Here is a 12,975-nt window from a genome sequence, read left to right as displayed (position 1 = left end):
TGCCGGTCCGGTCACGGCTTGTGCCTGGCCTGGAACCAGGCCTTCATGTACTTCAGGTAGGCATACCACGATGCATAAGTGGCGGTGACCAGCCCGACCCGACCGTCCTTCCAGGCCTGCTTGACCACGTACCACTTCCAGAACGACGCAATGCTGCTGGCGAATGCCCGGGCCAGACTCGGCGAGACCTTCTTGAATTTCACCAGCCGCGTGGTGTAGTCGTTCAGCTTCTTGAAGATTTCATGAATGGTATAGAAGGTGTCGTGGCGGACAAAACCGGCAATGATGCGGGTGTCGGCGAAGCCGGCCGGCCGGTCATCGACCGGCGCATCATTGAAACGGGCGATGCTGCGGTTGAACAGGCGGACCGGATAGTCCGGCGACGACACCGGGTAGATCGCATGCACTTCCTGCCCGAGCACGAACCAGTGCCGGGTGATCCGGTAGGCCAGGGTCGGGTCGTCGAGTTCCTGCTTCAGCTTCAGGATGGCGTTGACGGTGGCCTCGTCGATGACTTCATCGCTGTCCATGCACAGCACCCAGTCATGGCTGGCATGGTCGATGGCAAAGTTCATCTGCGAGCCATGGGTCGAATACGGGCGGTACAGCGGGGTCAGACCGAATTTTTCCAGAATGGCCAGCGTGCCGTCGCTGCTGCCGGAGTCGACGACGATCAGTTCGTCGGCAATCCGGGTCAGCGGCTCGATACAGGCCTCCAGCAGCCGTTCCGAGTTGAACGTCAGTACGCAAACACTCAGTTTTTTCATGGTGGTCAATCGGTATTGTCTTGCGTCAATGGGGTTCGGCGGTGGCCGTAGAAGGTGCGGAACCAGTCGACGAAGCGTGCCAGCCCGGTTTCCAGCGGCGTGACCGGCCATTCGCCGATCGCCTGACGCAGCTTGCTGTTGTCGGCGCAAGTGGCGACCACGTCACCGTCCTGCATCGGCAGCAGGTTCTTGTCGGCGACCAGGCCCAGTTGCGCTTCCAGGGTTTCGATAAAGGTCAGCAGTGCGACCGGGTGGCTGCCGCCGATATTGAACAGCTGGTATGGCGCCCAGCTTGCGCCGGCGAGCGGGTGGTCGCGGTCATAGGCCGGGTTGGCCGCCGGTGCCTGTGGCAGCAGGCGGGCGATGGCCTCGACGATATCGTCGATATAGGTAAAGTCGCGCTGCATCCGGCCGTGGTTGTAGACGTCGATCGGCGTGCCGTTGACCATCTTTTCCGCAAACTTGAAATAGGCCATGTCCGGTCGTCCCCACGGTCCGTAGACGGTGAAGAAGCGCAGGCCGGTGACCGGCAGGCCGTACAGATGGGCGTAGCTGTGCGCCATCAGTTCGTTGGCGCGCTTGGTCGCCGCGTAGAAGCTGACCGGCAGATCGACCGGGTCGGTTTCGGAGAACGGCAGGCGGGTATTGCCGCCATAGACGCTGGAGCTGCTGGCGAACAGCAAGTGCTTGACCTTGCCGTGGCGACAGCCTTCCAGGATATGGGTGAAGCCGGCCAGATTTGCATCGGCGTAGGCGAGCGGTGCCGTGATCGAATAACGGACACCGGCCTGGGCAGCCAGATGGACGACGACGTCGAATTCGCCCTGGGCGATATATTCGATCAGGCCCGGGTTGACCAGGTCCTGATAGATGAACTGGAAGCGCTCGAACTGGCTGAGCTGATCGAGCCGGGCCTGCTTCAGGCCGGGATCGTAGTAGTCGTTCAGATTGTCCATCCCGGTGACGGCATGGCCTTCGCCAAGCAGGCGCTTGCAGACAAACATGCCGATAAAACCGGCGGCTCCGGTGACCAGGATTTTCATTTATTCGTCCTATGGGGTCGGGGCGCCCTGTGTGGCGCCGGATGGCGGGCGAGCTTCAATTCGGATTGGCGGCGGCGCTGAACTGCATCCGGTACAGGCCGGCGTACACGCCGTCATGCGCCAGCAGTTCGGCGTGGGTGCCGGTTTCCACGATCAGGCCGTCGCGCATGACGATGATGCGGTCGGCTTTCTCGATCGTCGACAGCCGGTGGGCGATGACCAGCGTGGTGCGGTTCAGCATCAGTTGCTCCAGCGCGCCCTGCACCAGTCGCTCGGACTGGGTGTCGAGTGCGCTGGTGGCTTCGTCCAGGATCAGGATCGGCGCGTCCTTGAGGATGGCGCGGGCGATCGCCAGGCGCTGGCGCTGGCCGCCGGACAGCTTCAGTCCGTTTTCTCCGATCCGGGTGTCGTAGCCGTCGGGCATCGCTTCGATGAATTCATGCGCATTGGCGGCGCGGGCGGCGGCGATGATCCGTTCACGGCTGGCCTGGCTGTCGCCATAGGCGATATTGGCGGCAACCGTATCGTTGAACAGCACCACGTCCTGGTTGACCATGGCGATCTGGCTGCGCAGGCTGTGCAGCGTCAGCGCATCGAGTGGAATGCCGTCGAGGCGGATCTCGCCGCTGGTCGGCGAATAGAAGCGGGGCACCAGGTTGGCGATGGTGGTCTTGCCGCTGCCGGAGCTGCCGACCAGGGCAATGGTTTCGCCGGGGCTGACGTCGAGCGAGAAGCCGTTGACCGCATCGCGTTCCCCTTCTGGATAGCGGAAGGTGACGCGGTCGAATTCCAGCTTGCCGTGCGCGCGCTCCAGCGTGCGCGTGCCGCTGTCGCGCTCGCCGGGCACGTCGAGCAGCGTGAATACGCTCTCGGCCGCTGCCAGACCGCGCTGCAGCGTCTGGCTGACGCCGGTAATCCGCTTCAGCGGCGTGAACAGCATGATCATCGCGGTCAGGAACGACATGAAGTCGCCGGCGCTGAACCCGCCGTGGCTGGCACGCACGCCGGCAAAGTAGATGATGATGGCCAGCGCCACCGACACGATCAGCTGGGTGGCGGCGGTATTCATCGAGCTGGCGGCGATCTGCTTGACCGAGTTCTGGCGAATGCCGTTGGCCGAAACCATGAAGCGCCGGGTTTCATGCTCATGGCCGCCATAGACCTTGATCACGCGTTGCCCGTCGACGGTCTCGCCGAGCACCTGGGTCATTTCCCCCATGTGCTGCTGGTTCTTGCGTGACAGCTTGCGCAGCCGCTTGCCGACCACGCGAATGCCGACGCCGACCACCGGGACCATGATCAGGCAGATCAGCGTCAGTTGCCAGTCAGTCCACAGCAGCAGGGCGAGCAGGCCGATCAGGGTGATGCCGTCGCGGACCACCACGGTAATGACGCTGAAGCCGGCGTCGGTCACCATGGTCACGTCATTGGTCACGCGCGAGATGACCCGGCCCGAGCTGTTGCCGTCGAAATAGCTGACCGGCAGTTGCATGAGTTTGACGAACATCAGCTCGCGCAGCCGCATGACCAGGCGGCCGGACAGCCAGGTCGAGGTGTAATCGTTGGTGAAGGACGCCAGCCCGCGCAGGGCAAACAGGCCGACAATGGCCAGCGGCGTCCAGATCAGTGTCTGCGGATCGCGCTCGACGAAGCCGCCGTCGATCAGCGGCTTCATCAGGCTGGCAAACAGCGGCTCGGTTGCCGACGCGATGATCATGGCCACGATGGTGACGATGAACACCCGCCAGTCTTGCCTCAGGTATCCGAGCAGGCGCTTGTACAGCGCCCACGAACCGTCGGTGGAGGGGTCGGTCATGGCGATCGGCTTCCGGGTAAAACCGGGTATTCTACTGCATCACGCGCTGGCCGCCGAGGGCCGGCGTGGCGAACGGGACGCTTCCCGTCGCCACGCCGCGCTGCCGCTCATGCCGGCAGCGTGTTCAGCTGGGTCAGCAGATCGTGCACGCGGTCGGGGTCGTTGGTGCGCAGAATCTTGCTGACCACCGGCGAGATATGGTCGAGATGGGTATCCAGCACCACGCGCTTGACGCTGAGCAGATTGGCCGGCGGCATCGAGAACTTGCGCAGGCCCATGCCGAGCAGCAGGCGGGTCAGGCGGGCATCGCCGGCCATCTCGCCACAGATCGATACCGGCACGCCGGCCTTGTTTGCGGTCTTGATCGTATGCCAGATCAGGTACAGCACCGCCGGATGGGTCGGATCGTACAGATGGCTGACCGCATCGTCGTTGCGGTCGATGGCCAGCGTGTACTGGATCAGGTCGTTGGTGCCGATCGAGAAGAAGTTCACGTACTTGGCCAGCATGTTGACCGTCAGTGCCGCGGACGGCACCTCGATCATCGCGCCGACCTGCATGTCCGGATCGTAGGCCTGGCCGGTCGCGTCGAGTTCCTCGCGCGCCAGCGCCAGCTGGGTCACGGCCTGGCGCAGCTCGGCGACCGAATTGACCATCGGGAACAGGATGCGTACCCGGCCATGCACCGATGCGCGCAGGATCGCACGCAGCTGGGTGCGGAACAGTGCCGGTTCGGCCAGGCACAGGCGGATGCCGCACAGGCCCAGCGCCGGGTTGTCGGCGGTAGTGTACTGCGACCATTTCGGGTTCTTGTCGGCGCCGAGATCGAGTGTGCGGATGGTCAGCGGCTGGCCGTTCAGACGCGTGGCGACTTCGCGATAGGCATCGAACTGTTCGTCCTCGGTCGGCAGGTTGTCGCGGCCGAGGAACAGGAATTCGCTGCGGAACAGGCCGACGCCGACCGCGCCGGAGTTCAGTACGTCATCGACGTCCTGCGGCAATTCGATATTGGCGACCAGTTCGATCGGCGTGCCGTCCTGTGTCTGCGCATTGGACTTCTTGATGCTGGCCAGCTTGCTTTTCGCCACCCGCCACGAGCGCAGGCGACGGCGGTATTCGGTCAGCACCATGTCGTCCGGCGACACGATGATCACGCCCTGGATGCCGTCGACAATGACCAGCTCATCCTCGTTGATCAACTGGCGGGCAGTATGGGTGGCGATGATCGACGGCAGATCCAGGCTGCGGGCGAGAATGGCGGTATGGCTGGTGGCGCCGCCGACTTCGGTCACGAAGGCGGCGTAGTTGGAATCCTTGAAATAGACCATGTCGGCCGGCGACAGATCGTGTGCGATCAGGATCGCATCGTCGATCAGGTCATCGGCCTCCGGCAGTTCGCCATTGGCGCCGGCCAGGTTCTTGTAGATGCGTTCGACGACCTGCATCACGTCCTGCTTGCGCTCGCGCAGGTAGGATTCCTCGATCTCGTTGAACTGCTCGATCAGCGCATCGGCCTGCTGTTTCAGCGCCCATTCGGCATTGCACTGCTCGCGCTCGATGACCACGCGCGGCTCGCGTGACAGGGCCGCATCATTCAGCAGCATGATGTGCAGACTCAGGAAAGCGCCGAGTTCTGCCGGCGCGTTTTCCGGGATGCTGCCCCACAGCATCTCCAGTTCCTTGCGGGTGGTACGGATTGCCTCGTCGAAGCGAGCCAGCTCGCCGGGTACCTCGCCCGGCTCGAGCTGATAATGGACGACGTCGATGCTGCTGTGCGAGATCAGGTGGGCGCGGCCGATGGCGATGCCGCCGCCAATGCCGATGCCGTGCAGGACGATGCTCATTCCCGAAGTCTTCCTAGAGCCAGTCAGGCTCTCCCTAGTGGTCCGGATGGAGAATTCCGCCCGGGAGGGTGACAAATCACGCTACACAGCCGCGTCGCACAGGATTTGTCAGCCGCCCGGCTCGGATCATTCCGATTCGTCGAAACGGTTGTTGATCAGTACTTCCAGCGCGGAAAGCGCATCGCTCTCGTCCGGACCGCTGGCCTCGACGTGAACGGTGCTGCCTTTGGCCGCCGCCAGCATCATGACGCCCATGATGCTTTTGGCGTTGACGCGCCTGTTGCTCCGGGATATCCAGATTTCGCTTTTGAACTTCCCCGCCAGCTGGGTGAATTTGCTCGATGCCCGCGCATGCAGGCCGAGTTTGTTAATGATCTGGATGTCTTTTTCAACCACGCCCGTCCCCCGCAACGATATACATGACGCCTTCCAGCCCGCCGGTCACCGCCTTGCTGATGACGGTCTCGAGCGACTGGCTGCTGTAGCACAGGGCCCGGACCAGCATCGGCAGATTGATGCCGGCAATGGCCTCCACTTGTTCTGCGACGATCAGCCGGCTGGCAATATTCGACGGCGTACCGCCGAATATGTCCGTCAGCACCAGCACGCCTTCACCCCGATCGAGGCGCTCGATCATGCAGCGTGCCGTTGCGAGCATCTGCTCGGGATCGTCATTCTTGTCTACCTGCATGTACTCGAGGTTGTCGATGTCGCGCTGCAGGACATGCCTGGCACAGTCGGCGAGACTGCGGCCGAGATCGCCATGAGTAATGATCAGGATGCCTACCATAGAGTGCCCTCGATAACACCGGCTCCGGCCGGCCTGGCACAGGATGCGTGCCGGTCAAACAGGATGTGAGCGTGTCATCATAATCCGGCTCGCGCGTGTCCCGCCACGCCCGCAGCACGCAGGGTGCGCAAGCCTTCACGGGCCAGCCGGTCCGCCATGTCGTCGTGACGCGTGCCGTCGCCGGCGCGCAGCCATGCCACGCGCCGTCCGGCGCGCACGGCGGCCAGGACCTGCGCGCCCTCGTCGGCCGCCGCCAGCGCGACCCGGTCGGCGTCGCGCCGGGCCAGATCGACGATGGCGGCCGGGACATCGGCATCGTGAAAAACCAGTTCCGCGCGCTGCAGCAGGCGCAGCGCCCTGAAAGTCATGTCGTCGGGGTCACCGCTGCCGGCGGCGATCAGCAGCGCTTCTCCCTTTTCCGGGGTGCCGGGGGCGGCCAGCCGGGCAAGGAAAGCCTGCCGGGCCTGGTCGATATCGCCCTGCAGGGCCAGTTCGGCGTCAGCGCTTTCCAGCGTGCTCTCCCAGAAATGCCGGCGTGAGTCGACATCCGGCAAGGCGGCCTTGACCTGCGGGCGCAGGGTTTCCGCCAGTTCGGCCAGCTGGCCGAAGGCGGCCGGCACGGCGGCTTCGATGCGGCTGCGGACCAGCCGTGCCAGTACCGGCGCGGCGCCACCGGACGACACCGCCATCACCAGCGGCGAGCGGTCGATGATGGCGGGAAAAATGAAATCGCACAGGCTCGGGGAGTCGACGACATTGATCGGCAGCCGGCGAGCGCGGCAGGCGGCGGCCACGGCGGTGTTCACGTCCTCGTCGTCGGTGGCGGCGATGACCAGTGCCGGCGTGTCGCCGTCATCGAGCAGGGCCGGGGAGAACTCGCCGGGCCGGAAGTCGATGAGGCCATCGTGATGCCGTTGTGCCAGATCGGCGCAGAGCCGGGGCGCCAGCACGCGGATGCGGGCCTGGCAGGCGAGCAGCAGACGGATCTTTCGCATGGCGACGGCGCCGCCACCGATGACGGTGACAGGACGGTCGCGCAAGTCGAAAAAGACCGGGAGGTATTGCATCGGGCGCATCCGGTTCGCAGAGTCCCGGAATCATAGCATCCCGGCCCGCAGTGATCCGGGGCCGTACCGGCAAACATAAACTGTCTTGTCATATATCAGAAAATCCGGCGATGACGGATGCGCGTCAGGCCAGCAGCGCCTGCCAGCCCCAGCTGATGGCACCGCCGCCGGCAACCAGCCAGACAAACAGCACGGCAGCCAGTGCCAGCGGTCTGCTGCCGGCCTGGCGGACGGCGCTGGCGTGGGTGGTCAGGCCGAGTGCGGCCATGGCGCAGGCCAGCATCACGTCGTCGATGCGGATCAGGGCGGCGACCACGGATGGCGGCAGCAGATCCAGCGAGTTCAGCAGCACGCAGCCGACGAAGACGAAAGCGAAGACCGGCACGGTGATGCGGCGTGGCGTGTCCGGCGCGGCGCTGCGCGGGGCCAGCCACAGCGACAGGCCGAGCAGGAACGGCGCCAGCATCATCACCCGGATCATCTTGCTGACCATGGCACTGTCGGCCGCCTGCTCGCCGACGGCGCGGGCGGCGGCCACGACCTGGGCCACCTCGTGCACGGTGGCGCCAATATAGATGCCGAACTGGTTCTGGGTCAGCCCCGGCAGCGCCAGCTGGGCCATGGCACGCCACAGCAGCGGGTAGACGACCATGCCCAGCGTGCCGAACACCACCACAGTGGCGACGGCCACGGCGACATCGCGCTCGCGCGGCTGCAGGACCGGTGCCGTGGCCAGCACCGCAGCGGCGCCGCAGATCGAACTGCCGGCGCCGATCAGCAGCGCCGTGTCCCGCTCCAGCCCGAGAAAGCGCCGGCCGAACCAGCAGGCAAGCAGAAAGGTGCTGAGCAGCATGCTCAGGTCGGTCATGACCCCGGCCATGCCGACCGCGGCGACCTGCTGGAAGGTCAGCTTGAAACCGTACAGTGCGACCCCTGCGCGCAGCAGCTCGCCCTTGGCGAACAGCACCCCGGGACCGGCCGGGCCGCCGAGACGCGGATAGAAGGTATTGCCGGCCAGCAGACCGATCAGGATGGCGAAGGTCAGCGCGGACAGGCCGTTGTCGGCAAAGACGGGGACGCCGGCCAGGCGGATCGCCAGAGCGGCGATGACGGCGGTCAGCAGCAGGCCGGGGAAGCGGCGGCGCAGGGAGGATAGCAGGGCAGACAGCATGGGGACGGCACTATTCGGGTATCAGCACAGCCTGCAGGGTACGGAAACGTGCTGCATCAGAGAAACGCGTAATACCAATCGAGTCTATTCAAATTCCCGATAATGCTTTGGGGCCGCCGGGTCTGCGTCATGCCGGCCGCCCGCGCTGCCTGCTGTGGCGGAAATCAGCGTAAAATCACCGGTTTTGTTGCCGCTGGCCGCCCATGGCCGGCAGCGGTGTGCCCACTAAGGACTTTCCCAATGCAGACACGCGGACTTATTCAGGAACTCGCAGCGCGCGGTTTGATCGCGCAGACCACTGACGCCGAAGCACTCGAGGCGCGGCTGGCTGAAGGTCCGGTCACGCTGTATTGCGGCTTCGACCCGACGGCGGACAGCCTGCACCTCGGCCATCTGGTGCCGGTGCTGATGCTGAAGCGCTTCCAGCTTGCCGGGCACCAGCCGATCGCGCTGGTCGGCGGCGCCACCGGCATGATCGGCGACCCGAGCTTCAAGGCGGCGGAACGCAAGCTGAACACGCCGGACGTGGTGGCCAGCTGGGTGGAAAAGATTCGTGGCCAGCTGACCCCGTTCCTGGCCTTCGACGGCGACAATGCCGCGATCATGGCCAACAACTACGACTGGTTCGGGTCGATGAATGTGCTGGAATTCCTGCGCGACATCGGCAAGCATTTCTCGGTCAACGCCATGATCCGCAAGGAATCGGTGCAGCAGCGCCTGAACCGTGACGATGTCGGCATCTCGTTCACCGAATTCAGCTACAGCCTGCTGCAGGGGTATGACTTCTCCGAACTGAACCGCCTGCACGGCTGCCAGTTGCAGATCGGTGGCTCCGACCAGTGGGGCAACATCACCGCCGGCATCGACCTGACCCGACGCCTGAACCAGCAGACGGTCTGGGGCCTGACCGTGCCGCTGATCACCAAATCCGACGGCACCAAGTTCGGCAAGACCGAAGGCGGTGCGGTCTGGCTCGATCCGTCCAAGACCTCGTCGTACCAGTTCTACCAGTTCTGGCTGGGGGTGGCCGATGCCGACGTCTACCGTTTCCTGCGCTTCTTCACCTTCATGTCGCTGGAAGACATCGCGGCACTGGAAGCGTTCGATCAGCAGAGCGGCAAGGCGCCGACCGCGCAGCGGGTGCTGGCCGAGCAGGTGACCGCGCTGGTGCACGGCGAAGCGGCGGTGGTCGCGGCGCAGCGGATCTCGCGCAGCCTGTTCAGCGAAGACATTGCCGGGCTGACCGAGGACGACCTGGGCCAGCTGGCGCAGGACGGCATGCCGCGGATCGATGTGGCGCGCGGTACGTCGCTGATCGATGTGCTGGTGTCGGCGGGCCTGGCCAAGTCGAAGAGCGAGGCGCGTACCTTTATTGAAAGCCAGGCGGTGGCGATCAATGGCGTGAAGGCGACGTCGATCGACCGCCACTTCGAGGATGCCGACCGGCTGTTCGGTCGCTACACGCTGATCCGGCGCGGCAAGAAGCTGTACAGCCTGGTGGTGTGGCAGGACTGAGCACCCGCGGGGCGTCAGTCTCCGCATGCACCCGCAGCCCCCGGCATGTCCGGGGGTTTTTGCTGCCCGGCAGGCGAGAAAAAACCCCCGAATCCGTTCGGGGGTTTTCTGTCATGCCTCGCCGCTTATTTTGCGGCGTCGGCCATGTACTGGACGGCGGCGCGGAACTCGTCGTCGCTGCCGGTGAAGCCACCCTTCGGCGGCATCGCGTTCAGGCCCTTGGTGGCGATCTGCACCACTTCGTCCATGCCGGCCTTCAGACGCGGTGCCCAGGCTGCCTTGTCACCGAACTTCGGTGCGCCGGCGGCGCCGGAAGCATGGCAGGCCACGCAGACGCTGTCGTAGACCTTCTTGCCGGCCACTTGCGGATCCAGTGCGGCGCCGGCTTCCCCCCCGCCAACCGGCGGTTCGGTGAACTTGCCACCAGCGGCATTGCCCATGAAGGCCACGGCGCGCTTGATCTCGTCATCGCTGAGGTCGGTGGCGCCACCCTTGGCCGGCATGGCGTTCAGGCCATTGAGGGCGTGGGTCACCAGGGTGTCGTAACCCTGGGCGATACGTGCCGCCCAGGCGCCCGCATCGCCAAACTTCGGCGAGCCGGCCAGGCCGGTGCCGTGACAGGAGATACAGACGGCCTTGTAGACCTGTTCGCCGGTCCGCATACCCGGTGCTGCGTCGCTGGCGACCGATTCGCCAACCGGCTTCAATCGGGCGGCAACGGCCTCGTTGGACATGACTTCGGCATTGACGATCTGGCCGCTGGTTGCCAGCTTGGCGAGCAGCCAGATGGCCACCACGACAAGGGCAACGACGGCGACCAGAACGCGGATAACCGAGCCGGGGGCCATAGTGCTGTTCTCACTGCTCATTTTGTTCCGCCTCTGCAAACGAAAAATGACATAAAAATCTTTGGCGATTATACGAGAAGGGCAAGGCTACGCAAAGCTGCAACTGGACGGCCCGGTCAGGATTGTCTATCATGCGCCCTCTGACACAACGTCAGCCGCGTTACGGATGTCGCATCCGGGGCCGGCAGATTTTACCCATAACGGGTTGTGTCGACGACCTGCATCCGTAGCTCAGTTGGATAGAGTACTGCCCTCCGAAGGCAGGGGTCGCCCGTTCGAGCCGGGCCGGATGCGCCAGATACAGAAAAGCCGACATCGTCAGATGTCGGCTTTTTGCATTCCGGTCCGGTCAGGGCCGCCCGGAGAGAAACGGGCACCAGGGCCATGCCGGCCATTGGTGCCCGTTCCTGTTTCCGGATCAGAACCGGCTGGTCAGACCGATGCGGAACAACTGGTTCTGCTCACCGGAAGCCCCGAGCGAGGTCTTGTAGCCGATGCCCAGCAGCCACAGCTTGCTCAGACTGATGTCGGCACCCAGATCGACATTGACGAAGTTGCTCGACAGCGGATCGGTATTCAGGCGGTAGACCGGCCCGCCGACCAGGTCGGCATAGCTGAGGTCGACGCCACCGCTGTTGCTGAAGTTGTGTCCCCATTCAATGCGCAGAGTCGGCGTGACCATGCCCCAGCTGGTCGGCAGGTCGTAGCTCGAACGCAGGCCAAGGAACGAAGTGACATAACGCTGGGTCTGGTCGCCGTAGTGCAGTGCATACATGCCGCCACCGCTTTCGCTGAACGCATCGAAGCGGGTGATGGCGGCATTCAGCCGGCCGTACGGTGCCAGCAGCAGATTGCCCTGGCGATGCTCGTAGCTGCCGGTCAGCGAACCGAACACCTGGCTGGCATCGCGCGATCCGCGTGCATAACCGCTGGACGGATCGGCGGTGACATAGCGGCGCGAATCGAAGCTGATCCAGCTGTAGCCGAGCACCCCGTCGATAAACACCTGCGGCATCGGGTGGAAGCTGGCGTAGACGGCGGCGCTGATGGCATCGGCATCGCTGCGGGTATCGTCACTGCCGATCAGGCTGCGGTCGTTGCCGTAGCCCAGACCGACCCCGAGGGTGAGTGCGGACGACACCCGGTAGTCGAGACCGCCGCTGAGGCCGACAGTGGTGAAGTCGGTACCCCGGCCATGGCGGGTGTCGTTCGAGCCGAAGTTGACGAAGCCATCGGTCCAGAATGCCAGCGGTTCGCTGCTGCAGTCACCTGCCGCCGCGGACGGGGCGGCAGGCGCGGCGACGGCCGGGCGGCTGTCTCCGGCCGGGGCCGTGGTTGTGGCCACCTTGGTGGGGCGCTTGCTGCCGTTTGCGACGTCGCCGTTCGGTGTCTTGCCCGACAGGGCGTTGGCCGCCGCCGTGGCCAGATCGGCGACCGGAATGGTCGCGCCGCCGGCGCCTAGCTTGATGCCGAAGGCGTTGCCGTGGCAGGTGTTCTGGTGCAGTTGCTCGAGGCGACGGTTGAAGTTCGCCATCTGGGTGCTGGCAAAACGCTCGGCGGAGCGGTTCTGTGCATTGACCAGGCCGATCACTTCTGCATTCTTTGATGGGTCTGGACGAGCCTGAACGGTGAAAGTGACTGTTCCGCTGGCCGTGCTTGTCCCATTGCTGAGAGCAAATGTGGCGATGGCACTGCCCGAAAACGCGGCTGCCGGGATGAAGCGCAGCGTGTAGCGTGGCGCGGGTGCGGCGGCGCTCAGCATCATGCGCTGCACCGGGGCGCTGGCTGGCTGCTCCGTGACAATGATCGCCTGGCCGGCGGATGCCGGGGTCAGTGAAATCACCCGGGCGCTGGTGAATGGGCCACCAGTCGCGCCGTCAGTCAGGTCGACAGTCACGGCCTCTCCGACGCGCAGAGTACGGGCCGACGACACCACCGATGCCGGTTGTGCCGTCACGGTAATGCTGACAGTGGCCGGGCTGGAGGTACCGCTGGCATTGGTTGCGGTGTAGGTGAAGCTGTCCGCCCCGGAATAACCGGCGGTCGGGGTGTAGGTGATGCTGGTGCCGCTGGCCGTGGCGGTGCCATGGCTGGCGGCGGAGGCAACGGCGACA

At 64.7% G+C, this 12,975-nt stretch carries 11 protein-coding genes and 1 tRNA gene; 2 read left to right on the top strand and 10 right to left on the bottom strand.

Annotated elements, in window-relative coordinates; all coding sequences use genetic code 11:
- Positions 1–11: 11 nt before the first annotated feature.
- The 8 genes from DFO50_RS11215 to DFO50_RS11180 all read right to left on the bottom strand — a co-directional run bounded on the left by DFO50_RS11215 (position 12) and on the right by DFO50_RS11180 (position 8,498).
- Positions 12–767 (bottom strand): glycosyltransferase family 2 protein, encoded by a 756-nt coding sequence (locus tag DFO50_RS11215; protein WP_028500235.1) that lies wholly within the window; start codon positions 765–767, stop codon positions 12–14.
- 5 nt (positions 768–772) lie between these two features.
- Positions 773–1,810, bottom strand: coding sequence for an NAD-dependent epimerase (locus tag DFO50_RS11210; protein ID WP_112692512.1), 1,038 nt, complete (start codon positions 1,808–1,810; stop codon positions 773–775).
- Between the two features lie 55 nt (positions 1,811–1,865).
- The gene (gene msbA / locus DFO50_RS11205) at positions 1,866–3,626 is read right to left on the bottom strand and encodes a lipid A export permease/ATP-binding protein MsbA (RefSeq protein ID WP_028500236.1); all 1,761 of its coding nucleotides are present in this window, start codon (positions 3,624–3,626) and stop codon (positions 1,866–1,868) included.
- 107 nt (positions 3,627–3,733) lie between these two features.
- The gene (ptsP, locus tag DFO50_RS11200; RefSeq protein ID WP_028500237.1) at positions 3,734–5,470 is read right to left on the bottom strand and encodes a phosphoenolpyruvate--protein phosphotransferase; all 1,737 of its coding nucleotides are present in this window, start codon (positions 5,468–5,470) and stop codon (positions 3,734–3,736) included.
- A 126-nt stretch (positions 5,471–5,596) separates the two neighbouring features.
- Entirely contained in the window at positions 5,597–5,866 is a 270-nt protein-coding gene (locus DFO50_RS11195; protein WP_028500238.1) for an HPr family phosphocarrier protein, read from the bottom strand.
- A complete protein-coding gene (locus DFO50_RS11190) occupies positions 5,859–6,260 on the bottom strand; it encodes a PTS sugar transporter subunit IIA (RefSeq protein WP_028500239.1) in 402 nt (133 codons plus the stop codon). Before DFO50_RS11190 ends, DFO50_RS11195 begins: the two co-directional genes overlap by 8 nt.
- Before the next feature lie 77 nt (positions 6,261–6,337).
- A complete protein-coding gene (locus tag DFO50_RS11185; RefSeq protein ID WP_158537440.1) occupies positions 6,338–7,327 on the bottom strand; it encodes an NAD(P)-dependent oxidoreductase in 990 nt (329 codons plus the stop codon).
- 124 nt (positions 7,328–7,451) lie between these two features.
- On the bottom strand, positions 7,452–8,498 hold the full coding sequence (locus DFO50_RS11180; RefSeq protein ID WP_112692510.1) for a YeiH family protein: 1,047 nt from the start codon (positions 8,496–8,498) through the stop codon (positions 7,452–7,454).
- A gap of 240 nt (positions 8,499–8,738) precedes the next feature.
- On the opposite strand from DFO50_RS11180, the gene tyrS reads away from it, so the two are divergent.
- Positions 8,739–10,013: a tyrosine--tRNA ligase gene (tyrS, locus tag DFO50_RS11175; protein ID WP_112692509.1), complete on the top strand. Its 1,275-nt coding sequence runs from the start codon at positions 8,739–8,741 to the stop codon at positions 10,011–10,013.
- Between the two features lie 125 nt (positions 10,014–10,138).
- Here the strand turns inward: tyrS and DFO50_RS11170 are convergent, their stop codons facing one another.
- Positions 10,139–10,882, bottom strand: coding sequence for a cytochrome c5 family protein (locus tag DFO50_RS11170; protein ID WP_028500242.1), 744 nt, complete (start codon positions 10,880–10,882; stop codon positions 10,139–10,141).
- Between the two features lie 199 nt (positions 10,883–11,081).
- Between DFO50_RS11170 and DFO50_RS11165 the strand changes: the two genes are divergently transcribed.
- Positions 11,082–11,158: transfer RNA gene (locus DFO50_RS11165), tRNA-Arg, on the top strand.
- A gap of 121 nt (positions 11,159–11,279) precedes the next feature.
- On the opposite strand, the gene DFO50_RS19390 is transcribed toward DFO50_RS11165, so the two are convergent.
- Positions 11,280–12,975, bottom strand: a 1,696-nt coding sequence (locus DFO50_RS19390; RefSeq protein WP_199489810.1) for an autotransporter domain-containing protein, incomplete at its 5' end; no start/stop codon positions are given.

Source organism: Microvirgula sp. AG722, assembly GCF_003269145.1.
Taxonomy (GTDB): Bacteria; Pseudomonadota; Gammaproteobacteria; order Burkholderiales; family Aquaspirillaceae; genus Microvirgula; species Microvirgula aerodenitrificans.
Note: the sequence above shows the minus strand (reverse complement) of the source record. Positions and strands in the feature narration are given on the sequence as shown.

What these genes read in the sequence shown, in the direction of transcription:
- DFO50_RS11210 (WP_112692512.1), bottom strand. Translation starts at nt 1,810, where the DNA reads ATGAAAATCCTGGTCACCGGAGCCGCCGGTTTTATCGGCATGTTTGTC.
- ptsP (WP_028500237.1), bottom strand. Translation starts at nt 5,470, where the DNA reads ATGAGCATCGTCCTGCACGGCATCGGCATTGGCGGCGGCATCGCCATC.
- tyrS (WP_112692509.1), top strand. Translation starts at nt 8,739, where the DNA reads ATGCAGACACGCGGACTTATTCAGGAACTCGCAGCGCGCGGTTTGATC.
- DFO50_RS11215 (WP_028500235.1), bottom strand. Translation starts at nt 767, where the DNA reads ATGAAAAAACTGAGTGTTTGCGTACTGACGTTCAACTCGGAACGGCTG.
- DFO50_RS11185 (WP_158537440.1), bottom strand. Translation starts at nt 7,327, where the DNA reads ATGCAATACCTCCCGGTCTTTTTCGACTTGCGCGACCGTCCTGTCACC.
- DFO50_RS11190 (WP_028500239.1), bottom strand. Translation starts at nt 6,260, where the DNA reads ATGGTAGGCATCCTGATCATTACTCATGGCGATCTCGGCCGCAGTCTC.
- msbA (WP_028500236.1), bottom strand. Translation starts at nt 3,626, where the DNA reads ATGACCGACCCCTCCACCGACGGTTCGTGGGCGCTGTACAAGCGCCTG.
- DFO50_RS11170 (WP_028500242.1), bottom strand. Translation starts at nt 10,882, where the DNA reads ATGAGCAGTGAGAACAGCACTATGGCCCCCGGCTCGGTTATCCGCGTT.
- DFO50_RS11180 (WP_112692510.1), bottom strand. Translation starts at nt 8,498, where the DNA reads ATGCTGTCTGCCCTGCTATCCTCCCTGCGCCGCCGCTTCCCCGGCCTG.